Source organism: Shewanella sp. SM87, from assembly GCF_025653705.1.
Lineage (GTDB): Bacteria > Pseudomonadota > Gammaproteobacteria > Enterobacterales > Shewanellaceae > Shewanella > Shewanella oncorhynchi.
Window position 1 is genome coordinate 121,195 of sequence record NZ_JAKKSC010000004.1, and the last position, 26,025, is coordinate 147,219.

Consider the following 26,025-nt stretch of genomic DNA (forward strand, 5'->3'; position numbering starts at 1 on the left):
TGGCAATGTGGCTATTTCGTTGCCCCAGTGCTTCTGCTACAATCGCGCCTCAGCCACCCTACATAACATCAGGGCAGATAAGCGCGATACCGCTGCTTAAAATGCCCCCTAGCAAATTGGAAAACAGGCTGATGAATCAGTTCGAAGGATCCCATATCCTCTCCGTAAACCAGTTAGATCTTGACTCAATCCAAACTATTTTTAATGTCGCTAGCCGCATGATGCCCTATGCACTTCGAGAGAAGCGCAATAATGTGCTCGATGGCGCCATTTTAGGTAACCTGTTTTTCGAACCCAGTACCCGTACCCGCGTGAGTTTTGGTTGTGCCTTTAACTTGCTCGGCGGCCATGTACGTGAAACCACAGGCATGGCTTCATCGTCTTTATCTAAAGGTGAATCCCTGTACGATACCGCGCGGGTGTTATCCACCTATTCTGATGTCATTGCCATGCGCCATCCAGACTCTTACTCGGTAAAAGAGTTTGCAGAAGGCAGCCGCGTCCCAGTGATCAACGGCGGCGATGGTTCGAACGAGCATCCGACCCAAGCCTTGCTCGACTTATACACTATCCAAAAAGAACTCAAGTGTGCTGGCCGCGGTATCGATGGCATGCACATCGCTATGGTCGGCGACTTAAAATTTGGCCGTACTGTGCATTCACTGTCGCGCTTACTCTGCATGTATAAGAACATCAATTTCACACTGATTTCACCCGCTGAATTAGCTATGCCTGATTATGTGATCTCCGACATTGAAAATGCTGGCCATAGCATCAAAATAACCGACCAACTTGAAGGCCATTTAGATCAAGCAGATATTTTGTATCTCACTCGCATTCAAGAAGAACGCTTCCCTTCACAGGAAGAAGCAAATAAGTATCGCGGCAAGTTCCGCTTAAATCGCAGTATTTACACTCAGCATTGCAAATCTAACACTGTCATTATGCATCCGCTTCCAAGGGATTCACGCGCGCAAGCCAATGAGTTAGATAATGATTTGAACAGCCATCCCAATCTCGCCATCTTCAGACAGGCAGATAATGGGCTGTTAATTCGCATGGCTTTGTTTGCATTGACACTCGGCGTTGATAATCAACTCGAAAAATATGAGTGTCCGGTTAATTGGTATTCACGTAAAGCCGATCGCTAATTGGCTACAGACTTTAAGGACTAAACATGACCCGTTCCGAAGCGCTATTTGAACAGGCTAAAAAAACCATCCCCGGCGGCGTTAACTCTCCGGTTCGTGCATTTAATGGTGTAGGCGGTTCGCCCCTGTTTATTGAAAAAGCTAACGGCGCTTATATTTACGATGCCGATGGCAAAGCTTATATCGACTATGTCGGTTCTTGGGGCCCGATGATCCTCGGCCACAACCATCCTAAAATCCGTGCAGCTGTATTAGCAGCGGTGGAAAATGGCTTATCTTTTGGTGCGCCAACTGAGCTTGAAGTGCAAATGGCCGAAAAAGTCATCTCTATGGTGCCTTCAATCGAGCAAGTACGCATGGTGAGTTCAGGCACAGAAGCTACTATGAGTGCTATCCGTTTAGCACGCGGTTTTACTAATCGTGACAAGATCTTAAAATTCGAAGGTTGTTACCACGGCCACGCAGATTGCCTGTTAGTGAAAGCGGGTTCTGGCGCACTAACTTTAGGTCAACCTAGCTCACCAGGTATTCCAGAAGATTTCGCCAAACACACCTTAACGGCTGTGTATAACGACTTAGATTCTGTAAGAACCCTGTTCGAGCAGTATCCAACTGAGATTTCTTGCATCATCATCGAGCCCGTTGCTGGCAACATGAACTGTATTCCACCTGTCCCAGGTTTCCTTCAAGGCCTGCGTGATATGTGTGATGAGTTTGGCGCGCTGTTGATTATCGATGAAGTGATGACAGGTTTTCGCGTATCACAAAGCGGCGCTCAAGGTTACTACGGCGTCACACCAGACTTAACCACACTTGGTAAAGTGATTGGCGGCGGCATGCCAGTGGGGGCTTTCGGTGGCCGTAAAGATGTGATGCAATTTATCGCCCCTACGGGTCCGGTTTACCAAGCGGGTACGTTATCGGGTAACCCCATTGCAATGTCAGCGGGTCTGGCACAAATGGAAGCCCTGTGTGAAGAAGGTCTATACGAAGCACTGAGCGCGAAAACCAAACGTATTGCAGAAGGCTTTAAAGCGGCTGCGGATAAGCACGGTATTCCAATGGCAATCAACTATGTTGGTGGCATGTTCGGTTTCTTCTTCACAGAACAACCCGAGATCACTCGTTTCGATCAAGTGACCCAATGTAACATCGAACAGTTCCGTATTTTCTACCACGGCATGCTAGATGAAGGTGTTTACTTAGCACCAAGTGCCTATGAAGCTGGCTTCCTGTCAATGGCCCATGGCGAAGAAGAGATGCGCTTAACCTTAGAAGCGGCTGATCGCGTATTGGCTAGCATGAAAGCGGCAAGCTAAGCCTAAGCTTTAGTATTTAAGCCGTTTAAACATAACAAAGGGACGCCAATGCGTCCCTTTGCTTTTATCCGATTTAATTAGCTTTGTGTCACTTTAATAACGATCAGACTTTTTTGAACCTAAAGCCGATTTAAATATTATCCCAGCCACCATGAATTGTAAGGTCAAGTGGATATGCTCAATAACGTGCTAAGGCCAACCCATCACGCCCAGCGCAATAAGCTGCTTGCCACAATACGTTAACTAAACTAGTGAGCCTAAAAGCAAAAGACTCCAGATAACAAATGTCATTTTCCTCTACTTCAAAAACACAATATCCAGTATTGATACCCAAACAAGCTCAAGACGCAGAATTCTGCAGGACTGAGTGCTAAGAGCACTCTACTTCCGAGTGGCACTCATTCAAAAGACAAGCATTAAAAATGCCTGCCTACATAGGCATGACAATTCAGAAATATCGACCTGAATAAAAATTAATTGAAGAATATGCAAACTAACTGCTTAGACTTTAATCGTAGATCTCACTTTTAACGCGGTAATCAAATCAAACAATACAGTTAATAACGCTGCAGTAATCACAATAACCAATATATAAAACTAATTAGCAACCCAAAAGCATGAGATAGACATCACAAAGAAGCATTAAATTGAGTTACAGCTAACAGTTGCGTTCTCTAGCCCATTATGTTCTGATCCGCACGCGCTAACACGGCTAGCTTAATTTAGCCTTGATATGCTCAATCTTTAGGTTGACTCAAGTCGCCCTACGACATCAAAACAGCAGTTGGAATTGCAGTTATGTTAAATACCTTTCTCATCTTACTGGCCGTGCTCGCATTGCTCAGTATTATTTTCGAAGAAGTGACCCACCTTAATAAAGCAAAAACCACCTTATTCTTTGGTTGTATCTCTTGGGTAGCGCTGTTTATGGCTGCAGGGGAACCGGCTAATGAGAAAATCGTTGCCCATCAGCTCAATGAAAATTTGCTCGAGATTGCCACACTTTGGCTCTTTCTGATGTCGACCATGACCTTCGTAGCATATTTGAATGCTAAGGGTATGATCCAAATCATGGTGCAAAAGCTGTTTCCGCAGAAAGTATCAGTGCGTATGTTAATGATCCAAGTCGCCCTGTTTGCACTCGTGCTCTCAGCATTTTGTGATAACGTCACCGCGACTTTAGTGTCTTTAGGTTTATTAACCACCTTCAAACTCGATAAGCAAATGCGCCGTAGAATGGCAGTGTTGATTATCTTCGCGGTGAACTCAGGCGGTGTGGCCCTGATCACTGGCGATGTGACGACACTGATGATCTTCTTAGCTGGGCATGTGCATATGTCTGAACTGCTGATGTTATTTATCCCATCGGCCGTGAGCGTGATTTTACTGGCAACCCTGTTCTCACTCAAAGCCGAAGGTGTTGTGAGCACGACGCCAATCAAACATACTTATCAAACCGTTGATGTATTGATTGCCCTCGTCTTCTTCTGCACCATTTTAATGACCATGCTACTCAACATATTGTTTGGTATCCCGCCAGTGTTAACCTTCTTAACGGGTCTATCAATTATGTTCCTGATTGGCCATACCACGCGCAGTGATAAAGAAGAAATCAAGATCCTAGAGTATATTCGCCAAGTTGAATACGACACCCTGTTGTTCTTCTTAGGTATTTTACTGCTCGTTGGTATGCTTAAAGAAATTGGCACCTTAGACATGTTGACTGAAGCTTATACTCAGTTTAATCCAAACATCTCTAACTTCGTCACGGGTATGGGCTCAGCCTTAATTGATAACGTACCGCTAACAGCGGCATTGTTAAAAGCCAATCCAGTGCTGAGTACTCCTGAATGGCTTGGCTTGACTTACAGCGTCGGAGTCGGTGGTTCACTGCTGATTATCGGTTCAGCATCAGGTATTGTTGCCATGAGTAAAGTGAAAGAACTGACTTTTGTGAGTTACTTGAAATATGTTCCTGCACTTTTCCTCTGCTACAGCGTCGGTTACGCACTGACCCTATTCTTAGCCAACAGACTGTTTGATTAAGTTGAGATTCACTAAGATCAAAAAAGGCGCCTAGTGCGCCTTTTTTATCAACTACTTATTCATTGTTACCACAAATAACCGCTAGCATGACTTATCGTAATACCTGATTAGATTGCGGGCACCTTAAACTGGGTACCTTGAATATCTAACACTATGTCCCTTGGACGAATAGAGATAATTTTCAGCTTACCAGCAATCATATCCCCTTCTTGTAACTCTGCACCGTCTACATTCAGCCATCTCTGGGCGGGGTCGCTGGAATAAACATGAGCAACGATATTAAATTCAGGCACTTGTAATTGCAGACCTGCAGGTAATTGGCCATATTTCGGAATTTCATCCGCAGCAGTTTTAGGAATAGGATCTAATTTAGCTTCAGTGACATTCGTCTCTGCAGCATTAACATATTCCACATCCTTTAATGCATTTTGAAAGGAAGCCACTAACTTATCTTCATCGCGACTTTTATTGGTCTCTAAACCGACATCTTCCGCCGCGGCACTGACTTGCTGACGCAGGGCTTCAAGACTCGCTAGACCCGACTCATTGGCATTAGCGCCTAACATCATAGGCTGCTGTGCTTGCGTCTCTGCTGCTGGCACAACCGCTTCCTGACTTGCCGCATCAACTTGAGCTGACGTTGACATATAATCTGCGTAGCTTGAATCACTAAAACCCGAATTGCTATCACTTTGAGCCGGCATACCAACAGAATTGGTCGTTATATTCGCGCTAGCATTCATTTCAGGCGCATTTGATACTACAGTCTCAGCCTGAAATTGCGGCGATACCGTTAGCTCGGGTAAAGTCTGCGTCCGAGGAAGCGCCACTTTCCCAGCAAGCCGAACACCTGAAGCAGCACTGGGCTCAACTTGGAGCTCAGAGGCAGATCCAACCGCGTTAGACTGAAGCTCATTTTTAATCCCAGTCGAAGCTGGCAATGATGACGTTGATGGCAGTACATTAGCCACTGCCACAGTATTACTTTGGGGAAGTCGAGTTTTATTCCAAACGCTTAATCCCCAAGCCACACCGATTCCTGCGGCAACTGCAACGACTAATAAAGACAGTTTTCCTATCGGCACACCCGATTTACGAGGCTGTGGATAATTCGCCCTTGGCGTCATCACAGCATCAGGTAACGGTGATTGTTGCTGTTGTTTATTGCGGGTTACGGCATCGAGTAAAATGGACATCAGCTGCGCGCCCCATCATCAGTTAACCGTGGGCCTTGCTGACTTAAATACAAATTTAATCTCACTAATGTTTGATTCCCTGCAATACCATCGGCTTTTAATCCATGCTGACTTTGGAAGGTTTTAAGATCATTTTCCAATTGCACATCAAATTGATTAACCCGACGGGGGCTACGACCATTCACATGGGCTAACGCATTCTCTAACCACTGTAATTGACCAGGACTCGATTTTTGACTGATATCCATCATAGGCAAATTAGGTGCTTGCCATAATATTTCGAAGGTGCCACTGAAATGTTGATTAAACCAAGCTCTATCAACCCAAAGTTGCTGCTCACCCAGTTGCATCAGTAATTGTTCCCCCTCTACCGCAAGCACTGCACCATAAAAATCTTGTTGCTTGTCATCAACCAAATACACGACAGCCGGATAATTAAGCCGAGTCAGTGACATCCAGTTACCCTGCTGTTGATAGCAAGCTAATCCTTGCTCAACCGCCGATTGGCAAGCCGTCAAGCCTTTATAGGGCACTTTGCCCCACACGCTAAATAAACCTGCAAAAGCAGTATCGATATTGCGACTCTGATTAATCGCCTCGTTTAACAGACGCTGATTGGGATCGGGAATGGAAGTCTGACCGCTTGGTTGATTAGTCGGTTTTACTGACTTATCAGCGATGTATTCCCCGCCTAAGGTTTGAGCATTTAATGACGCCACATTAGTTGGCACAGACTCAGAAACCAAATTGGACGCTGGCACCGTATTGACTGACTTATCAGTAAATAACCAATAAGACACACCAAACGCAACACATAACGCCGCAGCAGTTGCTGTCGGCCACAGATATCTATTTTGAGTCGGTTCTTCTTCACCTAATACTTCAGCCGCAGCTTGCCGCACCATATGATGATCTATGGGCACCCGCGATTGTGCATAGCCTGCCATCAGTGAACGTTCACATAAAAGGTTAATTAATCGAGGGATGCCGCCACTGTATTTCTGCAAAACGTTAACGGCTTTACGGGTGAATAAAGGCTCAAACCGCCCTGCCACTTGCAAACGATGCAGCACATAGAGGGCGATTTCATCTTCATTGAGCGGCAATAAATGATAACGAGCCGTGATCCGCTGGGCTAACTGACGCAATTCTTGGCGCTTCAATAACAGCTGTAATTCCGGCTGACCGATTAAAATCACCTGCAATAACTTCTTAGTGTCCGTCTCCAAATTGGTCAGAAGACGCAATTGCTCCAGCACCTCAGGACGTAAATGCTGTGCTTCATCGATAATGAGCACGGTATTACGACCTTTGCTGTGATTCGCCAATAAAAAACGGCTCAAGTGATCAGTCAATTGCTTGAGTGTAGGATTGTCGCCGTAGGAAATTTTAAGCTCATCACAAAGCGTTGCGAGTAATTCAAGCTCAGTTAACGACGGATTAAGGATAAAAGCAGTATCGGTATTGTCGGGTAATTGCCCAAGTAAACAGCGAGATACTGTTGTTTTACCCGTACCGACTTCCCCTGTTAACAACACAAAACCGCCCGTTTCCCCTAACCCATAGGTTAAATGGGCTAACGCCTCTCTGTGCCTATCACTCAGAAACAAATAATGGGGATTGGGTGCAATTGAAAAAGGGTTATCGCTGAGTCCGTAAAAGGCCTTGTACATACCACCAATCATCCTAATTTAAAAATAACGCCCCACGTTAAAGCGTCCCAATGTTATTGTCAAAATATCTGCAACATCAATGTGACAGATAAGTGCGCAAATATCTCGCAACGACTTTATCCATCATCTTAATGAGCGTGATAAGCTATGTTCATGACACATTAGCCGAATCTTGCCTGTGAAAATATATCTCGTCGGCGGTGCTGTACGTGACAGCCTGCTCAATCTTCCCATTAAAGATAAAGATTACCTCGTCGTTGGAGCAACACCAGAACAAATGCTGCAACAGGGTTACCGCCAAGTGGGTAAAGATTTCCCCGTATTTCTACACCCTAAAAATCAACAAGAATATGCTTTAGCCCGAACCGAACGAAAAATTGGTCTGGGTTATGGTGGTTTTAGTTGCCACGCCAGCCCTGATGTGACTTTAGAGCAAGATTTGTTGCGCCGAGATCTAACCATCAATGCCATCGCCCAAGATGAAAAGGGCAACTTATATGATCCTTTCAATGGTATTGAGGATATTAACGCGCGCCTGTTACGCCATGTGTCGGATGCTTTCGTTGAAGATCCACTGCGAGTGTTACGCGTCGCCCGCTTTGCCGCAAGGTTTCATGCCTTAGGATTTGAAATTGCCGCAGAAACCCTGGCACTGATGCGTCAAATTAGCGCAAGCGATGAGCTTAGCGCTTTAACGGCGGAGCGAGTTTGGCAAGAAGTTGATAAAAGTTTAGGCGGACCTCACCCAGAGGTCTTTTTTGAGGTACTGCACCAATGTGCCGCACTCGAAGTCCTATTCCCTGAAATTCACGCCTTATTTGGCATACCTCAACCTGAAAAATGGCATCCTGAAATAGATACTGGCGTGCATACCTTAATGGTGCTCGCTCAAGCCGCACTGCTCACTGAGGATAAAAGCGTTCGGTTTGCCGCCCTAGTACATGATTTGGGCAAAGCACTGAGCCCAAAAGAGCATTTACCAAAGCATCACGGCCACGGCCAGAAAGGCTTGCCACTCATAAAAGCACTCTGTACACGTTTACGAGTACCGAATGAGGCACGCGATCTGGCGTTGCTCGTCAGCGACCAACATCAGAACGTCCATCAGGCATTCGAGCTCAGAGCCGAAACTATCGTTAAAATATTCGATAAAGCTGACTTTTGGCGTAAACCAGAGCGCTTAACGCAACTTATATTAGCTTGCACCGCAGATATGCGTGGCCGCACAGGATTTGAAAACATCCCATATCCTCAGGGAGAGTATTTAACTCAGTGCTTCACTGTCGCCAATAATGTCGATATTGCCGCCATCATTGCCACTGGTTTCCAAGGCGCAGAGATAAAACAAGCCGTAAATTTACATCGAGTTGAAGCCGTCTGTCAGTTTAAACAAAAAATGCAAACAAAACTGCCGACGGATAACCAGTAATTTGTAAAGGATTTGTAAGTCGTGCATCACTGCATGGTGAATAATGCCCCTTTTTACGATTAGAAATGTCGATATCACATAGAAAAAAAGCTTTTAAAAAAAATTTATATGCCTATAGTGGTTAAACACATTAATATTCGTAGCAAATTAAAATAGCTATGTCATAATTAGGCAGTTTCGCTTACAAAGTAACGAAACATTCAAATCCAACCTATTTTAAGGGATTTTTTACAATGAACAAAAAAGTACTGATGATTGCTGGTTTAGCAATGACTGCCCTACTAGGTGGTTGCGCGAACACTACTGCTCTGGAAGAAAGCGTTGCAACTCTGGGCAACAAAGTTGATCAATTGTCAGCTGATGTTGGTTCTCTGAAATCAGAGCAAAGCAAACTGTCTGCAGACGTTAAAGATGCAAAAGCAGCATCTATGGACGCACAAGCAGAAGCTAAACGCGCAAACGACCGTTTAGACAACGTTGCTTCTCGTTACAAGAAGTAATGAAAGGTAATTTAGCTTACTATTTAGTAAGTTAAGACAAAAGGCTTAAGAAAGATGAAAGCGATAAGCACATCAATCTAAGCCTTTTTTTATGCCTGCAATTCAAGATTGCCATGCAAAGAATAGCGAATGCTGCAATACAAAATCGCTAAATTGGTTTTAAACTTCCAAAAGCATGTTAAAGGCGATTCGCCTACCTCCCCCTAAAAGTTAGCCTTGGCATACTTCTGTATAAACGAGTGCTATTCCTCTTTTAAATAAAGTCGCGTTATTAATCTAAACTTCTCGTTTGCATTTTTAAGCATCCCTAACAATCAGCCTCATTTATCATAAAAAATGTATTTATGGGAAGTGAAAGCTATTAATTTAAAGCACAGCTATAGATAAAAAAATCGAGGTTATATGGGAAACAAAGGCAATAAGAAGGTTGTATTTGTCACTGAACAAATAGGCCTAAAGTTAAAAATAATAACACCTCCAGCCTATCCAACATAAAAATAACATCAAAACGTCAAACAGAATCATAGACTTGAGTAATATAGCCTTTTAAAACATCAAAAAACCATCTAACTAAGCCTATGAATTGTCTTAAAATTAACCGCATCGACTGCAAGTTTTAACCTATAGCGATTCACTCACGCGTTTATGTGCTAAGACTAATACATAGTCAATTTCTAGCGACTCAAAATGATTAGCTTGAATATCGTGTTTCATCTTGTCAGTTGCACGCCACGCATAGGGTGCCATATCCAATAACGTTAATGCCTGTTCACCGGTAACTGATAAAGTAAAGCGCAGTGACTGAGTTTCTTTTACCAATAATGCTGAGGGTAAATTCACTTGGAAAGGTTTTTCAGCCAAGTCGGAATAAATATATTCTCTGAGTTGCCATAGATGTCGTGGCCCAGGCATAACCAGTAACATGGTCCCATCATCTTTCAATACCCTGACTGACTCTTTTCCCTTTAACGGCCTATCAATAACAGTAATAAAATCCACACAATTATCGGCAAAGGGTAATTTTTTAGAAGAGCTTAAACACAAGATCCCAGGAGTCTGCGCTTTTGCTGCAGCAAAAATAGCATTTTCTGCGTCCGCTACACCCACATACTGGACGTTTCGCGGATTTTCGACCTCTGCCAACTTGGAAGCTAAAGCACGCAAATAGAAGCCCTCAGCACATTCATAATCCAATAAACAAGCGTCAGGCTTGATAGAGTCGGTGATTATCTCAGCCAATTTATCGATTAAAGGCAAAAAGATGCCTGATTCGAGAAGAAAACGCTTAGCCCTAACTTGCTCGCGCGAATCCCCTGTCGGCTTTTGGCGTTGTGGTTTAGTAAAAACCCAATAACCTTGCTCATTTCGATCAAAATGATGCTTATTTACACAATAAAAACCTTGGGAGGCTTTGTGTTGTTTTAACGCAAGTCCGCAGGTTGGACACTGATATTCGAGACCCATATAAAGCTCCAAAAATAAATTAAGCTTCAGAAAAAAGAGGAAGCTCCAAAAACAAAAATCGGGTACTTGACCCGATTCTATTATTCATAATTTCACTATGATGACTAAGCTGGAATGACTACAAAAAAATAAATCCACACAGCACAGCACCCAGTGCCAAACGGTAAATAACAAACGGGGTCATTCCCATGCGGCTGATGATTTTCAAGAAATAATGAATACATGCATAAGCTGCAACAAAGGAAATCAAAGTGCCTAAGATCAATGCTTGATAATCAATTGGCAGCTCGCTTTCCGCCAAATCTTTACCCACTAAAATTGCCGCGCCTAAGCTCACTGGCACTGACATTAAGAATGAGAAGCGAGCCGCAGCATCTCGACTCAAACCTAGCATTAGCGCCGCTGTCATAGTGGCACCAGAACGTGAAGTTCCAGGGATTAAAGCAAGCGCCTGGGCGAAACCAATTAACAAGGCTTTGCGCCATCCAGTCTGATAGATTGTTAAATCGCGGCGCGACATCTTATCAGCCCACCACAGCAATAAACCAAAAACGACTGTCGTGACCGCGATAACCTCTGTATTACGTAGGTGAGTTGCAATAAAATCCTTAGCCATAAAACCAAAAAATACAGCGGGTAACGTCGCCAGAATAATCCACCATGCCAGCTTGCTGTCTTCGGATTGCTGACCTTTAAAAATGCTTGCAACCCAAGCATTAAACATAGTCCATAACTCGTGTCTAAAATAAATCACCACAGCAAATAACGACCCAGTATTCACCGCCACGTCGAATGACAAACCTTGATCTTCCCAGCCTAGAAGCTGAGCAGGCAGAATTAAGTGGGCAGAACTAGAAATAGGTAAAAACTCAGTTAGCCCTTGAATAAGCGCTAAAATAATGACCTGAAACGTATCCATGACAATCCTATCAATAAATTAAAACGTCAGCCCTTGGGGCCATTCAAACATCACAGGCCAAAGTAGCTGTGACTTTTTATCATACTCTTGCCACAAACTGGCATAGCTTTTATCAACCACGGGATGAATCAATTCCGGCGCTAACTCGGCTAATGGCCATAACACAAAGGCATTATTAACTATCTCTGCACGGGGGAGCGTAACGGGCGTTTCACATACCACATGGTCATAAAGCAGCAGGTCTAAATCTAAAGTTCTTGGGCTAAATTTCTTCGCCCCGACAAGCCGGCCGTGATTCTGCTCGATTTGCTTAAACTGCGCAACTACCGCAGCAATATTAAGGTCAGTTTCAGCACTAGCAACCATATTCAAAAAGTTAGTGCCACTAAAACCTACCGCTTCACTTTCATACATGGATGAGAGACGCAGTGGCCCAAAACACGCTCGCAGCGATTTTAATCCCGCTTGCAGATGTTGTTCAGGCTCGATATTGCTACCTAAACTGATAAAAATACGTGCCATGCAATGTCCAATTTATCTGAAGATAAATATGATTTCTTAATCAACAGTCGAGTTGATCAAACTCTTATCTAACGTGAACGCTCTATCTCAACGCCAACAGAAGCGGCAGTGGCTAACGCCCCCGGCTTCATCACGACAACTTTCACCCAAGTCACGTTAAATTCTTGAAGTAAGCAATCCGCTACGCGCTCGGCAACCGTTTCGATTAACTCGATTGGATGTTCAGTAATAAGTTCTGTTAATCGATTGGAAACTGTCTCATAGCAAAGCGCATATTGATAATCGTCTGTCGCGGCGGCAGGTTTGTTATCCCACGCCATATCTAAATCTAGCAACAGGCTCTGATGGATTGTCTTTTCCCACTCATAGACACCAATCACAGTATCGACGCGTAATTGCCGTATAAGTACTTTATCCATGCTTTCTCCAACTAACTTACTACTATGAGGTCTGATAAGCTAAAAGCGATCCTAGCTGTATAATCCGCAATCTTCTGACAGATAACTAATTTGCTTTCTACTCGAGCCAATCCACAGTAGGATAACGCCCTAAAAGGATTTGCTCATTCAGAAAATATCTCAACCTCAAATGGGCGAGTTATTCCACAAACCTATAGCGGGATTGACAACTGAGTCAGCTTTTTAAATTGTTGCGCGATAATACCTTAAGACGCGTAAGGAAACCAATGTGAGTCCATTAACACTGACACTTTTGATGATTTTGGCCGCCTATTTGGCAGGTTCAATCTCGAGTGCTGTGCTGGTTTGTAGAATGAGGGGTTTACCCGATCCAAGATTACAGGGTTCAGGTAATCCGGGAGCCACCAATGTACTGCGAATTGGCGGCGCGAGTTCGGCTGCCATGGTGTTGTTTTTCGACATGCTCAAAGGCGCCCTGCCATCTTATTTAGCCTATCTGATGGGCATAGATGCAGTCTCACTCGGACTTATCGCTATCGCCGCCTGCCTTGGGCATATTTATCCCGTATTTTTTGGATTTAAGGGGGGAAAAGGTGTCGCAACAGCTTTTGGTGCTATGGCTCCCATTGGCGATGATTTAGCCATTTGCTTAATGGCATCTTGGATTGTTCTACTCTTAATTAGCCGCTACTCGTCCCTTGCAGCCATTCTGACGGCCTTACTTGCACCACTTTATACTTGGTTGTTAGACGACAGATTTACCATTCCCGTTGCCATGCTATCGACGCTTATCATTATTCGTCATAAAGACAATATCCAACGGTTACTTAAAGGTGAAGAGTCCAAAGTTTCACGTAAAAAAACGCCTAAAAAATCTTAATGTGACAACATTATCCCAATAAAAACTGCGCTATAAGCGCAGTTTTTTTGTCTCAACATAACCTATCAACATCAAAGGCGTTTTATGCCACAGGTGGCAAGGTATCTAACGGCCATCTGGGCTGACCTTTTACCGCCAAATCTTCGTGCTGCCCCGCCTTTAAACGCTGCAATCCTGCAAAGGCAATCATGGCGCCGTTATCGGTACAAAACTCACCACGGGGATAAAACACTTGTCCACCAAGCGAGCTCATCATTTCAGCCAAGGTTTCTCTTAAGCGCGTATTCGCACTCACGCCACCGGCGATCACTAAGCGGTTATAGCCTGTTTGCTTCAGTGCACGGCGACATTTAATCGCTAGCGTATCAACCACAGCTTCTTCAAAAGCACGCGCAATATTGGCACGAGTCTGTTCATCGTCAGGTTCGGCAGCAATGGTATTAGCGGTAAAGGTTTTTAGACCCGAAAAGCTAAAATCGAGTCCAGGTCTATCGGTCATAGGCCGCGGAAACTTATACCCTGCAGGTAAACCTTTAGCAGCAAGCTTTGCTAAACGCGGACCGCCGGGATAATCCAGCCCCATTAACTTAGCTGTTTTATCAAACGCTTCACCCGCAGCATCATCAACAGACTCGCCTAATACTTCATAGCGGCCAATTCCATCGACTTTAACCAACATAGAATGGCCACCAGAGACCAATAAGGCCACAAATGGGAACTCGGGCGCGTCATCTTCAAGCATAGGCGCCAGTAGATGTCCTTCCATATGATGCACACCAATGGCAGGCTTGTCCCAAGCAAATGCCAGAGACCGCCCCACACAGGCGCCAACAAGCAAAGCACCAATCAAACCTGGGCCCTTGGTATAGGCAATCCCATCGAGATCAGCAATTTCAGTATTCGCATCTTTCAGCGCTTGACGAATAAGCGGCACAATTTTGCGTACATGGTCACGCGACGCCAACTCAGGCACCACACCACCATAGTCAGCATGCAGCTTAACCTGACTGTATAAAGTATGAGATAATAAGCCCAGTTCATCGTCATAGACGGCGATACCTGTCTCGTCACAGGATGTTTCAATACCTAAAACCCGCATGGTGTCTCATCAATTGCTAACTAAAGGGCGCCAATTCTACCTGCAAGCGCTCGATTACTCCAGTCGCGCAGGCCATATTGAGTCCACTATAGGACTGAGCTCAGTTTTAGGGCTTTACAAGCCTAGGTGTCTCGGTATAAAATTCCGCACCATTTTAAATAGACTTGGTTCGAGCAATTGAACCAGAACAACCTACACCTAAGGGGTGATGGCGTATGCCAATTATTAAAGTACGTGAAAACGAACCATTCGACGTAGCTCTGCGTCGTTTCAAGCGCTCTTGTGAAAAAGCTGGTATTTTAGCCGACGTGCGTGCTCGTGAATTCTACGAGAAGCCAACTACTGCACGTAAGCGCGCAAAAGCAGCTGCAGTTAAACGTTTAGCTAAGAAGCTTTCTCGCGAAAACGCACGTCGCGTACGTTTATATTAATCTCATATGAGCCTAATTGATCAGCTAAAAGACCATATGAAACAGGCCATGATCGCCAAAGAGAAGGCGCGCTTGAGCACTATTCGTATGGCATTAGCCGCCATCAAACAGATTGAAGTGGATACCCGCGAATCTCTGACTGATGAACAGGTTATAGCGGTCTTAACCAAAATGGTGAAACAACGTCGTGACTCGATTGCTCAATTTGAAGCAGCGGGTCGTAACGAGTTGGCCGACGTGGAAGCAGCAGAGATTCAAGTTATTGAAGCTTTCCTGCCTACCCCTCTTACAGAGGCGGAAATCGCGGCGCTCATCGATGCAACTATTGTAGAAGTAGGTGCATCCGCCATGGCGGATATGGGCAAAGTAATGGGAGCATTGAAATCTAAAGTGCAAGGACGTGCAGACATGGGCGCTATCGGCGCTATGATCCGTGCTAAATTGCAATAATTAGCGTTTCACTGTATGAACAAGCCGTGCCTATGCGCGGCTTGTTTGTTTAAATTCGCGCAAGGCGGGATTTTAAGCACTCAATGGCAATACCTCGTGATTTTATCAATGAGCTAATCGCTCGCACTGACATAGTCGAACTTATCGATCGTAAGGTGCCCTTGAAAAAGGCGGGTAAGAACTACTCGGCCTGTTGTCCTTTTCATAGCGAAAAATCACCTTCGTTTACCGTCAGCCGTGATAAACAGTTCTATCATTGCTTTGGCTGCGGTGCTCACGGCAACGCCATCGATTTTGTGATGGAGTATGACCGACTCGATTTTATTGATGCCATTGAAGATTTGGCGGGCCAGCTTGGATTAGAGGTTCCCAGAGAACAAGGCACAGGCAAGCGACATGATGACGGTTTAAGCCGTGACTTATATCAACTCATGGAAGAAGCAAGCCTTTACTTTCAAAACCAACTTAGACAACACCAAGATAAACAAAAAGTTATCGATTATCTTGCCTATCGCGGTTTATCCGATGATGTAGTAGAACATTTTGGTATTGGCTTTGCGCCAGACGGTTGGGATGGCTTATTGGGCCGCTATCGTCAGAATCAAGATGCGCAGGATAAGTTACTGACTGCGGGGATGTTAATTAGCAACGACAGTGGGAAACGTTACGACAGATTTCGTGACCGCCTCATGTTTCCTATCCGCGACAGGCGCGGACGAGTCATTGGTTTTGGTGGCAGAGTTTTAGGTGATGGCACACCCAAATACTTGAATTCTCCAGAAACGCCCATATTTCATAAGGGCAATGAGCTTTATGGTCTCTATGAACTAAAGCAACGCTATCGCGATCCAAACAAAGTACTGATCGTTGAAGGCTATATGGATGTGGTGGCATTGGCGCAATTTGGCGTCGATTATGCTGTCGCATCATTAGGCACCTCGACCACAGCAGAGCAATTCCAGCTTTTGCTGCGCAGCGCTAAAGAAGTGATTTGCTGTTACGACGGCGACAGAGCGGGTACTGAAGCGGCATGGCGCGCCTTAGAAACAGCATTGCCATTATTAAAGCCGGGCGATCAAGTGCGATTTATGTTCCTGCCTCAGGCAGAAGATCCTGATTCTATGGTACGTAAAATTGGTAAAGATGCATTTGAAACCTTAATGGACTCTGCCATTGCACTACCCGAGTTTCTATTTGACACGTTAGCGACAAAATACGGTACAGATAAAGGCAACTTAGCGAAACAAGCTTTTATCTTAATTGAAAAAATTCAAGACACTGTGCTGCAAAATTTACTGCTTGAGAACTTAGCTCACAAGTTAGGAATGAACAGCTCAGAAGATATGAAAAAGAAGCTAGGCTTTAGCGTGAAACAAGCTAAACCAATGGCAAGTAAAGGATTAAAAGGACGCGGTACACCATTGCGACTCGCCATCGCACTGTTAGTACAACATCCTAAACTGGGTATGGGTTTACCCCCACAACCCGCACTCGCCCACTTGCAGATGCCAGGCATAGAATTGCTGCCACTGTTATTGGAGATGACTCGAGAGCAAACGTTAAACAGCGCACAACTACTTGAACAATTCCGAGAGCACCCCTACAGCGGCACTCTCCATAAATTGGCCCAATGGGACCATCAAGTGGCGGATGAAAACTTGCTCGAAAAGTTTAAACAAACCCTGGTTTGGTTGAACAATCAATATATTGAACAACGATATCAGGAATTGAGTCTAAAACAGACTCATACAAAAGAAGAGAAGATACAGCTCTCGAAGCTGATCTCAGTCATGAAAGGGTTAAACTGAGGCAAAAATGTCCTCATTCGCTACCCCAGTGACTAGCACAGATATGTGCACACGGCTATAATTGACGATTTGCGCGGCACTTGGCTTATGCTAAGTGTCCGTCGTTGTAACAGTTTCCCAACTTGGATGATATCTATGGATCATACTCCGCAGTCGCAACTTAAGCTGTTGCTTGCCAAAGGTAAAGAGCAAGGTTACTTAACCTATGCAGAAGTGAACGATCACTTACCTGCAGACATGGTCGATTCTGACCAGATCGAAGATATTATCCAGATGATAAATGACATGGGTATCCGGGTGTTCGAAGAAGCCCCCGATGCCGATGACATGATGATGTCGGAAGACAACACAGACGAAGATGCAGCAGAAGAAGCCGCCGCAGCACTGGCAACAGTAGAAAGCGAACTTGGCCGCACAACCGATCCCGTACGCATGTATATGCGTGAAATGGGTACCGTTGAGCTTCTGACCCGCGAAGGCGAAATTGTTATCGCCAAACGCATCGAAGAAGGCATCAACACAGTTCAAAGTTCAGTCGCCGAATACCCACAAGCGATCGCTATGATCCTTGAGCAATTCGACCAATTTGAAGCCGACGAACTGCGCTTATCTGATATTATCTCTGGATTTGTAAACCCGGACGAAGATGACGTCGCCCCGACCGCCACTCACATCGGCTCAGAATTATCTGAAGAAGAGCTGGACGATGAAGATGACGAAGAAGATGACGATGACAGCGAAGATGAAGAAGAAGGCAACAAAGGGCCTGATCCTGAAGAAGCTCGTGAAAGATTCGGTCAACTTAGAGCCGCTTACGAAAGCGCACTGAAAATTATCGAAGCTAAGGGCCGTGAACACCCTGAATCGGTAAAAGCCCTCTTCGAAATCGGCGAAATATTCAAAGAATTCCGCTTAGTGCCTAAGCAGTTTGACCGTTTAGTCAAAAGCATGCGCACTATGATGGACCGCGTGCGTGTTCAAGAACGTTTAGTATTAAAACTGTGCGTTGAACAAGCCAAAATGCCGAAGAAAAACTTCGTCAAATTCTTTACCGGCAACGAAACCAACCTCGATTGGTTCAATACTGAGAAAGCCTCAACGAAACCTTATGCCGAAGGCCTAAGAATGGTTGAAGATGATGTCATTCGTTGTCGCAGCAAACTTGCTGCAGTAGAAGAAGAAACTGGCTTAGCGATTTCTGCCATAAAAGACATCAACCGTCGTATGTCAATCGGTGAAGCCAAAGCACGCCGTGCGAAGAAAGAAATGGTTGAAGCGAACTTACGTCTAGTAATTTCTATCGCGAAGAAATACACCAACCGTGGTCTGCAATTCTTGGACTTAATCCAAGAAGGTAACATTGGCTTAATGAAAGCCGTAGATAAATTCGAATACCGTCGTGGTTACAAATTTTCGACCTATGCAACTTGGTGGATCCGTCAGGCGATTACCCGTTCTATCGCCGATCAAGCGCGCACGATTCGTATTCCAGTACATATGATCGAAACGATCAACAAGCTGAACCGTATCTCTCGCCAAATGCTACAGGAAATGGGCCGCGAGCCTTCACCTGAAGAACTGGCTGAGCGTATGATGATGCCGGAAGATAAGATCCGTAAGGTACTGAAAATAGCTAAAGAACCTATCTCCATGGAAACCCCAATCGGTGACGATGAAGATTCGCATTTAGGTGATTTTATCGAGGATACTACCCTCGAATTACCACTGGATTCAGCGACCAGCGAAAGCTTGAAAAACGCCACTCACGAAGTGTTAGCAGGTCTAACCGCCCGTGAAGCGAAAGTACTGCGTATGCGTTTTGGTATCGATATGAACACTGACCACACACTTGAAGAAGTGGGTAAACAGTTCGACGTGACCCGCGAGCGTATTCGACAAATTGAAGCTAAAGCGCTGCGCAAGCTTCGCCACCCTTCACGCTCAGAAATATTAAAATCGTTCTTAGATGAATAGTTGGATATAAAATCCACACTAAGCTAAAACGACAAAGCCCTGCTCTTGCAGGGCTTTTTTATGTCACTAATCCGTCTTCACTAAGGTCACAACCTGTAATAGGATAAAAATAGCTAAGCGCACACCCGATAAATCAATAAAGTTGATTAACAGATAACCACTTGAATCAATTAGGTGAATTAGAAGCAAAAACACCAGTGACAAGCGCAAACAAGCTTAGTATAATTCCACTCGCTTTAGACAGTGACGACTGTCTTTAGTCGGCCCCTTAGCTCAGTTGGTTAGAGCACACGACTCATAATCGTTAGGTCCACGGTTCAAGTCCGTGAGGGGCCACCAATTCTGATAAGGCGTAGCTGGTTAGTAACCACTACGCCTTTTTCATATCTAGGCATTACAGTTGCTGTAATGGGTGACGTAGTGTTTAAACTCGCATTAAAAAATGTCATAAATTTAATCACATCTTGTACCAAACGACTTAAATAATAACTCATCCACATAAGTGAAATAACAATGAAAAAAATTCCACTAATCGCACTATCTCTTAGTTTACTAGCCATGTCAGGCTGTACTGTCCGTGTGGCAGATTTAACTGTTGGAAGTACAAAAAACTTTGACTTAAATTCTGGTCAACTTGTTAAAGGAACCAGAGTAACGGGTGAGGATTCATATCCTGTTTTTATATTCCCCTTTGGAATACCTAATGTTAAAACAGCTATGGATAGAGCGATTGAAAGTGATAAATGTGCGGTGGGCTTAACAGATATTGTGGTTACACAACTAAATCACTCATTTTTAATCGGTTCAATTGGCTTTAGAGTTGAGGGTGATCTAATTATTGATAAAAGCCGTAAAGGCTGTGAAGCTGCAATTTAGGTTGCGTAGCCCAAGGTTGTATTAATCTTGGGCCTAATATCATCTATTAGTTACGCTGCGCCATGAGCTTGAAGCAACTTAACGATCAAATCATCTCTTCGCTCTTTGGCTAAGTCTAATGGTGTCTTTCCATCGGAATTTCTCAGATTAACATCTGCACCATAAAGTATCAGATTCTTAACGCCTAAATAGTTCCCACTCCAAGCAGCATCATGTAGTTTATAGTCATTAGTAACAACTTTAGGTTTAGATGCAGCCTCAACTCCTGCATCACTTAGCTGGGTAAGCGCAGGGGCAGTATTTTCGGCTATCTGTGCGACTAGTGAAAGTACGCAAAAAATAACCAAGCCTTGCATGAAAATACCAATAACCATCAAGTAGCTTTCTGCTACAGCTGAATCACTTACAAGGATAAAAACTGCGATAATTGTGCTAATAATCAGGTAAAACCAAGCTAAAAAACGGGCAAGTGAAATCATAAGTTAAGCATTCCTTTGTCTTTTATAGGACTAAAATATCAACCGAACTAAACGCTGAAGGTTTAAATTTCAAGCTCAATTTATCAAGATTTAATCTGAATAACCATATTCCATTGCTAATGAGTCAAACGGCTATCGACCATGACTAAACACATCACAAAACTACTGATAAGCCTTAATCCTCTAACGTGCGCAGAATCTCATAGTTCTAGCTCTTTTAATGCCCACGTGACTTCCAAATATTATTGTTTAACACCTTTTAGAAAGAACATTATTTGGCTCATTTTTACAATGAGCATGACTTCCGAAAACTATCGCTAATGCGTATCGAATTTAGATTAACTAACGTGTGCGTAATTTTCTTGACCGCCACAGCTTAAAAATACGCCAGTTACGCTACTCATTTGAAAGCTGTATTTGAATGTGTATAGATCCCCGTAAAACCTTGCGGCACCCACCTAATAAAAAGCCCCCAGCTAAGGAGGCTTAGTTCAAAGGTCTAGCTAGCAGCAAAAAATACTTGTGATTAGCCTCTATTTTACTCGTTCGTTTTATTTCCCCCTAAGAGCCATAGCAAACGAACGAGCAAAAAAGGTCAATCAGGATCTACAACCACAGTGACTAACCTACCGTCAATTTCCTTTAAAGTGCCTTTATCAATACAGCCCTTAAGCCACTTTGAGAAGTTACTGATCCCCTTCTGGCCTTGAGCTTTTAAGTCATCCCTTATCACAGCAATGGCGGTAGATTCCTCACTGACCATTCTTGAGCGAACCGCCTGATACAATGCCTGCTCGCTAGCAGATAGTGGCTTTATATCTTGGGTAACGGGCTCTAAAGGCACCATGCCCACATTTAAAGCAGCTAATGATCGTACGTCATCACCATCATCATCTGTAAATAACTTATGTTCTACTAACTCGAACGCCTGAGCGGGTTGCTCTTTCTCATCTTTGGATTTAGTCGCTGTGAGAATGTAAGCCAATTTAGGCCCGCTTTCTCGCTCTATGCGATATTCAAAATCACATGCCGCCCGTAACGATGATGAGCCTCTCGCCCTCTCCTTGTCTTGTACTCCGCTATGATGAACGATCAACAATGTAGCACCACCAGTATTAGCCCTTATTTGATCACAAGCAGATATAAACGCCCCCATATCTCTAGCTTGGTTTTCATCCGCACCGCCAAAACTCCGCGCCAAAGTATCAATGATGACTAACCCAAAAGGCTCATCAACTTCTTTCGCTTTATTCTGAATAAGCTTCACTAATTCATTCATCTGGAAACCGTCTGTAACCTGCACACCAAAATCAATACGGTACAGCCGTGAAAGCTGCAAACCATTATGGTATCTCATGGCTAAAGCCTTCAACCTACGGCTAACACCAACGCCACCTTCACCCGCAATATAAAGGACTGGGCGACTCTGAACACGGCAGCCATTCCAATCTAAGCCTAAAGCGATATGAACAGCCCATGACAACGCATGAAATGATTTGTAGCTACCCGATGCCCCGTAAATCATGCCAAACGAATTAGCAGGTAAAAAGCCTTTGATTAAATAGCTAAATTGTTGATCGTAGCCCTCCCACCCCTGCGCTAGCGAGAACAGTGATTCACGCTCCCTTATCTTTGCTAGTGGTTCTAAATAAACATCAGCCACTTGCGGCTTTATAGGGTGATCAATAACGTCCATTCGTTCAGCTTTTGAAATATCAGCACAGTCCGTACTCATTAGGCCACCTCCTGTACTGCTGGTGGCATTATGTATGCGCCATTTACCGCTAAGGCAGCCTTGATAGCTTCGCGCTCGCCCGTTCCGCTTTCGTCATTATCGGCAATAATCACAATGTCAGCCTTTGGCCTACATTTCCGCACACCTAAAGCAACATTAATCAAATTACCTGCACTGAAGGCACACAATACCAACGCATTGGGTACGCATTCAGCCACCGCTGCACAAGTGGCAAAACCTTCACCAATGTAGACCTGATTGCTGTCTTTACCTGATAACGGATAAAAGCCGCCTTTTAGCCTTGTGCCTGCCAAAATATGCTTTTCACCGTTAGGCTTTATAAACTGCAAGCCAGCCAATTGCGGGTTAAATACTGGCACCACCAGCGAGCCAATATCCATCTTGTGATCGCCGTATAAGTAAAGCGTGTTTGCTAGCTCAAACGTATCAAATGGCTGCACTTGTTTTGCCTGTAGATAAATATTGCTGGCGAGGGCAGGCTTACAGGTTTTAATTGTACAGAGCGCCCTTGTAGCGGCTTTTGCTTGTTTAGCGGTAAGCTTTAGCCCCTCTTGTACCTTTGCTTGTTCAGCCTTTCGTTTACTGCTCTCAAGGGCTGCGGTATCAACTTTATGGCCAATGGATAAACCAACATAAGGCGCGACCATTAAAGCCGCTCCTCGTGCGTTTACGCTGTGCACCTTTGCCACCAGCGATAAACCATCACCGCTACCACACCCACGGCAAACATAGGTTCCACGACCTTCTAAATCATCAAAGGTAAAACGGTCATAGCCACCGCAATTAGGGCATGGTTGCGCCTTCTTATAAACTATGTCACCACAAAGACTATTCACGATATTCAGCCACTGACCGCTAGCGAGGGTAACCACATCACGAATTAAGTTCTCACTCATGATCGACCTCTCTTAACTGCCAGCAATAGGGCTTTTTCGTTCCATACCGCGGTAGTTTTTCAATTTTATAGCCAGCTTTAGCAAGGCGCTTTGATAGCTTTTTGCTAATATCATGGGCATTTGAAACGCCCAGTATTTCATGAATTTTATGGGTATCAATTAGAGGGTTGTGATAAATAAGCAATAAAAGAAGCTGACCACAATATCCACCACTAACATGCTTTAAATCATTTGGTAGCCCTTCAATATTAATTAGGCTAGTATTTGAACCGATAGCTTTGCTTAAGGCTGTTACACGGGCTGCGTCCGATCCGCCAAGATACACGCAGCCCTTTTTATTATCTTTACTCATGATTAGCCCCTTCTAACTGAGCTAGCCACTCATTGTATTGCTCTTGCTTCCAGCCTATTGCGCGCCCGCCTTTCATTATTGGTTTCGGGAAAGATTTATCTTTGGCCCACCAACGCCAGATAGAGCGACGATCGCGACCTGTAAGTACTTCCATTTGCTTATAGTTGATAAGCGGTTGTAGTTGATTAGTTTGTGTCATGTGTTGAACCTCAATGTTACTTAAAAAGACATCGTAAGAATGAGGCATTTTTGAGATATAAAAAAAAGGTAGTTACTAACTCCCTACTTTTTTGGGCGTCCACGCTGACCTTTTCGTGGGTTCAAATCGGATATGTATTGTCTAATTGTCACTGGAGCAAGGTTCATTTTACTAGCCACCAATTCGGATACATTTTGCAAAGTAAAGTGAGGGGATTCTTGCCAGAATTGTTTAGCTAACGTTCTAGCTTCCGTCTGCGATGAAGTAGTTCTTTTTTCAGAATGATGAACAGACGCTAGCCTTTCCGTTACAAACTTCTCAATTAATACAAAACTTTGCCTATAATAATGAGAATACATTCCTTCAAGACCACACGCTCTTGCCAATAATGCTGCGGCAAGTAGTGAATTATGAATCTCCAGTAGTTTAGGGTCTGTTACGATTCCTTTGAACATATCGCTGAGCACAGTCAGACGCTTCCCATCTCGATAATTTAAAACACTGTCATTAGCCTTTTCTAGCATTTCGCGTTTAATCTCCCCTATGTCATCTGGGATATTTACATCATCTATTAACTCTAATTTTGAAATCATTTTTTCAAGACTTTTCAATAACACCTTTATGTCTTCTGTAGATGAAAATCCATCAGATCCTGCATTAATTAATCTCTTATTTGGCATGACATGGCCTCAAACTAACAACATTTCCCTGCTCAACTTCGTTTAACTTAGCTTCCCATGCTTCAAGGGCTATGCGCTTTTCGGGCAAGTAGCTGTAACGGTCATAATGCTTGCTAGATACGTCATTAAGGGCATGGTTCTGTAATCTGTCCCTAATGTCCTTAGATATGCCTAGCGCGCCCATAAGTGTTTTACAAGTGCGCCTAATATCACGAGCAACAAAGTGTTTCGCGTCTGGTCTAGCTTCCCGATAACGGCAAAGACTTTGCGATAAGGAATCAAGCCGCATATGCTGGCTATGGTCGAATTTATGCGGAAAAATGAAGGGGTTTAATGGATCTCTTTCAGCATAAAGCTGTTCAAGTATTGTTATTGCAGACTCAACCAAAGGTAACAGGTGAGCACGTTTGTTTTTTGATACATCAGCAATAATTTCAAGTGTCGCTTCATTCCAGTTGATTGCATCCCATCGGCTAGCCGCTAGCTCGTAGGGACGTTGCCCACCAGTATAAAAACAAAGCTGTATTAACTTGGCTACATGAAACCCCATCCTAAAACCTTCGCGGGTTTCGAGTATGGCTAATAACTCTCGCGTTTCATCAAAGGTAAGGTAATTTTCACCAACGCTTTCGGCGGCCGTCTGCTTTGGTATTGCGAGTACAGGATTAAAGCCAATGCCAAATAAAACATCACAGCCCATTTTGGCAGGATCATTATCATGCTTAAGACCATAGTTAAAAGCGGCACTAAGGTATGAGCGAATACGGTTGCTTTGAACTGCTGCCCCTCTGCGAATGATCCGTCCTAGAATCAACTTAATGTCATCTACGCTTACGTCCTTAGCCTTAGTTTCAGGCTTTACTATTGGGTAAACTTCCGCTTCAAGCGCATGTAACACGGCTTTAAAGGTTCGTTTGCCGTCAACCTTCATTTGCTGGGTATAACCTTCAAATAGCTGGCCTAGGCTACCTTTCTTTGCCTCAACTTGCTGAGCGGCCTTTTCTTTTGCTTGCTCCTTTTCAATTTCAATTTTGGGATCAAGCCCCTGCTTTAACATCCCCGCTAGCGGCTGAGAAATTTCGCGCGCTTGTGCAAGCGTCATAGAGGGGTAACGGCCTAATTGAACATATTGCCGCTTACTGTCAATTTGATATTTGAACGAAAAGACTTTGGCACCTGAAGGGTAAACAGCAATGACTAAACGACCTGCTCCACGCTCGCGGGATGAGTCAATTAATTCATACTTATTGTCTTTGGGTTTTGCACCTTTGACTTCGCGTTCCGTGAGGGCTTTTGTTGTCATGGCATGGCCTTGAGTTAAAGCATTGCCATAGCCTAGTGTTACAGTTGCTGTAACGGGTGACGTAGTGGCAAGACTGAATGAGATATAACAAAACAATACAAGACCACCAGCAACATAGTAAAGCATTAATCTTACTAAGTTTTATGTCTCATTAGATTAATTTATTATCTCATTGAATCTTGCCATTTTTATGACTCATAATCG

25 protein-coding genes and 1 tRNA gene are annotated in these 26,025 nt (G+C 44.1%); 12 read left to right on the forward strand and 14 right to left on the reverse strand.

What is annotated here, in order from left to right:
* Positions 1-131 precede the first annotated feature (131 nt).
* The 3 genes from L5M11_RS04690 (at position 132) to nhaD (ending at position 4,516) form a co-directional block, all read left to right on the forward strand.
* On the forward strand, positions 132-1,151 hold the full coding sequence (locus L5M11_RS04690; protein WP_263184813.1) for an aspartate carbamoyltransferase: 1,020 nt from the start codon (positions 132-134) through the stop codon (positions 1,149-1,151).
* 26 nt (positions 1,152-1,177) lie between these two features.
* Positions 1,178-2,470 (forward strand): glutamate-1-semialdehyde 2,1-aminomutase, encoded by a 1,293-nt coding sequence (gene hemL / locus L5M11_RS04695; protein WP_263184814.1) that lies wholly within the window; start codon positions 1,178-1,180, stop codon positions 2,468-2,470.
* A gap of 798 nt (positions 2,471-3,268) precedes the next feature.
* Positions 3,269-4,516 (forward strand): sodium:proton antiporter NhaD, encoded by a 1,248-nt coding sequence (gene nhaD, locus L5M11_RS04700; RefSeq protein ID WP_028760859.1) that lies wholly within the window; start codon positions 3,269-3,271, stop codon positions 4,514-4,516.
* A gap of 107 nt (positions 4,517-4,623) precedes the next feature.
* Here the strand turns inward: nhaD and L5M11_RS04705 are convergent, their stop codons facing one another.
* On the reverse strand, positions 4,624-5,712 hold the full coding sequence (locus tag L5M11_RS04705) for a general secretion pathway protein GspB (protein ID WP_263186484.1): 1,089 nt from the start codon (positions 5,710-5,712) through the stop codon (positions 4,624-4,626).
* The gene (locus L5M11_RS04710) at positions 5,712-7,385 is read right to left on the reverse strand and encodes an ExeA family protein (protein ID WP_263186485.1); all 1,674 of its coding nucleotides are present in this window, start codon (positions 7,383-7,385) and stop codon (positions 5,712-5,714) included. The genes L5M11_RS04705 and L5M11_RS04710 overlap by 1 nt, the downstream gene beginning before the upstream one ends.
* Before the next feature lie 178 nt (positions 7,386-7,563).
* On the opposite strand from L5M11_RS04710, the gene L5M11_RS04715 reads away from it, so the two are divergent.
* Together L5M11_RS04715 and L5M11_RS04720 are read left to right on the forward strand one after the other, a co-directional pair.
* Positions 7,564-8,814, forward strand: coding sequence for a multifunctional CCA addition/repair protein (locus L5M11_RS04715; RefSeq protein ID WP_263186486.1), 1,251 nt, complete (start codon positions 7,564-7,566; stop codon positions 8,812-8,814).
* A 233-nt stretch (positions 8,815-9,047) separates the two neighbouring features.
* Positions 9,048-9,314 (forward strand): Lpp/OprI family alanine-zipper lipoprotein, encoded by a 267-nt coding sequence (locus tag L5M11_RS04720; RefSeq protein WP_006080732.1) that lies wholly within the window; start codon positions 9,048-9,050, stop codon positions 9,312-9,314.
* A 621-nt stretch (positions 9,315-9,935) separates the two neighbouring features.
* Here L5M11_RS04720 and L5M11_RS04725 read toward each other — a convergent pair.
* The 4 genes from L5M11_RS04725 to folB all read right to left on the reverse strand — a co-directional run bounded on the left by L5M11_RS04725 (position 9,936) and on the right by folB (position 12,638).
* Complete coding sequence (locus L5M11_RS04725; RefSeq protein ID WP_263186487.1) at positions 9,936-10,778, reverse strand: putative RNA methyltransferase; 843 nt, start codon at positions 10,776-10,778, stop codon at positions 9,936-9,938.
* Positions 10,779-10,896: 118 nt separating this feature from the next.
* Positions 10,897-11,697, reverse strand: a complete 801-nt coding sequence (locus tag L5M11_RS04730; protein ID WP_168823474.1) for an undecaprenyl-diphosphate phosphatase — start codon at positions 11,695-11,697, stop codon at positions 10,897-10,899.
* Positions 11,698-11,715: 18 nt separating this feature from the next.
* Entirely contained in the window at positions 11,716-12,219 is a 504-nt protein-coding gene (gene folK / locus L5M11_RS04735) for a 2-amino-4-hydroxy-6-hydroxymethyldihydropteridine diphosphokinase (protein WP_263186488.1), read from the reverse strand.
* A gap of 68 nt (positions 12,220-12,287) precedes the next feature.
* Complete coding sequence (folB, locus tag L5M11_RS04740) at positions 12,288-12,638, reverse strand: dihydroneopterin aldolase (RefSeq protein WP_263186489.1); 351 nt, start codon at positions 12,636-12,638, stop codon at positions 12,288-12,290.
* A 268-nt stretch (positions 12,639-12,906) separates the two neighbouring features.
* On the opposite strand from folB, the gene plsY reads away from it, so the two are divergent.
* On the forward strand, positions 12,907-13,518 hold the full coding sequence (plsY, locus tag L5M11_RS04745; protein WP_113940690.1) for a glycerol-3-phosphate 1-O-acyltransferase PlsY: 612 nt from the start codon (positions 12,907-12,909) through the stop codon (positions 13,516-13,518).
* A gap of 82 nt (positions 13,519-13,600) precedes the next feature.
* On the opposite strand, the gene tsaD is transcribed toward plsY, so the two are convergent.
* On the reverse strand, positions 13,601-14,617 hold the full coding sequence (tsaD, locus tag L5M11_RS04750; protein WP_131523062.1) for a tRNA (adenosine(37)-N6)-threonylcarbamoyltransferase complex transferase subunit TsaD: 1,017 nt from the start codon (positions 14,615-14,617) through the stop codon (positions 13,601-13,603).
* A gap of 215 nt (positions 14,618-14,832) precedes the next feature.
* On the opposite strand from tsaD, the gene rpsU reads away from it, so the two are divergent.
* The 6 genes from rpsU to L5M11_RS04780 all read left to right on the forward strand — a co-directional run bounded on the left by rpsU (position 14,833) and on the right by L5M11_RS04780 (position 20,156).
* Entirely contained in the window at positions 14,833-15,048 is a 216-nt protein-coding gene (gene rpsU / locus L5M11_RS04755) for a 30S ribosomal protein S21 (protein ID WP_006080725.1), read from the forward strand.
* A 6-nt stretch (positions 15,049-15,054) separates the two neighbouring features.
* Entirely contained in the window at positions 15,055-15,498 is a 444-nt protein-coding gene (locus L5M11_RS04760) for a GatB/YqeY domain-containing protein (protein ID WP_028760869.1), read from the forward strand.
* A gap of 83 nt (positions 15,499-15,581) precedes the next feature.
* Positions 15,582-17,306: a DNA primase gene (gene dnaG, locus L5M11_RS04765; RefSeq protein WP_263191512.1), complete on the forward strand. Its 1,725-nt coding sequence runs from the start codon at positions 15,582-15,584 to the stop codon at positions 17,304-17,306.
* Between the two features lie 135 nt (positions 17,307-17,441).
* The gene (gene rpoD / locus L5M11_RS04770) at positions 17,442-19,280 is read left to right on the forward strand and encodes an RNA polymerase sigma factor RpoD (RefSeq protein WP_131523063.1); all 1,839 of its coding nucleotides are present in this window, start codon (positions 17,442-17,444) and stop codon (positions 19,278-19,280) included.
* A gap of 262 nt (positions 19,281-19,542) precedes the next feature.
* Positions 19,543-19,619: transfer RNA gene (locus tag L5M11_RS04775), tRNA-Ile, on the forward strand.
* Between the two features lie 174 nt (positions 19,620-19,793).
* Entirely contained in the window at positions 19,794-20,156 is a 363-nt protein-coding gene (locus L5M11_RS04780; protein WP_263191516.1) for a hypothetical protein, read from the forward strand.
* Positions 20,157-20,206: 50 nt separating this feature from the next.
* Here L5M11_RS04780 and L5M11_RS04785 read toward each other — a convergent pair whose 3' ends face one another.
* The 7 genes from L5M11_RS04785 to L5M11_RS04815 form a co-directional block, all read right to left on the reverse strand.
* Entirely contained in the window at positions 20,207-20,635 is a 429-nt protein-coding gene (locus L5M11_RS04785) for an ankyrin repeat domain-containing protein (protein ID WP_263191517.1), read from the reverse strand.
* A gap of 595 nt (positions 20,636-21,230) precedes the next feature.
* Entirely contained in the window at positions 21,231-22,370 is a 1,140-nt protein-coding gene (locus L5M11_RS04790; protein WP_263191518.1) for a helicase RepA family protein, read from the reverse strand.
* Positions 22,370-23,287 (reverse strand): primase-helicase zinc-binding domain-containing protein, encoded by a 918-nt coding sequence (locus tag L5M11_RS04795; RefSeq protein ID WP_263180790.1) that lies wholly within the window; start codon positions 23,285-23,287, stop codon positions 22,370-22,372. The genes L5M11_RS04790 and L5M11_RS04795 overlap by 1 nt, the downstream gene beginning before the upstream one ends.
* On the reverse strand, positions 23,280-23,639 hold the full coding sequence (locus L5M11_RS04800) for a hypothetical protein (RefSeq protein WP_263180789.1): 360 nt from the start codon (positions 23,637-23,639) through the stop codon (positions 23,280-23,282). The genes L5M11_RS04795 and L5M11_RS04800 overlap by 8 nt, the downstream gene beginning before the upstream one ends.
* The gene (locus L5M11_RS04805) at positions 23,632-23,838 is read right to left on the reverse strand and encodes a helix-turn-helix transcriptional regulator (protein WP_259514757.1); all 207 of its coding nucleotides are present in this window, start codon (positions 23,836-23,838) and stop codon (positions 23,632-23,634) included. Before L5M11_RS04805 ends, L5M11_RS04800 begins: the two co-directional genes overlap by 8 nt.
* Before the next feature lie 83 nt (positions 23,839-23,921).
* A complete protein-coding gene (locus L5M11_RS04810; protein WP_263180788.1) occupies positions 23,922-24,518 on the reverse strand; it encodes a hypothetical protein in 597 nt (198 codons plus the stop codon).
* A complete protein-coding gene (locus tag L5M11_RS04815) occupies positions 24,508-25,821 on the reverse strand; it encodes a tyrosine-type recombinase/integrase (protein ID WP_261271917.1) in 1,314 nt (437 codons plus the stop codon). Before L5M11_RS04815 ends, L5M11_RS04810 begins: the two co-directional genes overlap by 11 nt.
* Positions 25,822-26,025: the final 204 nt, after the last annotated feature.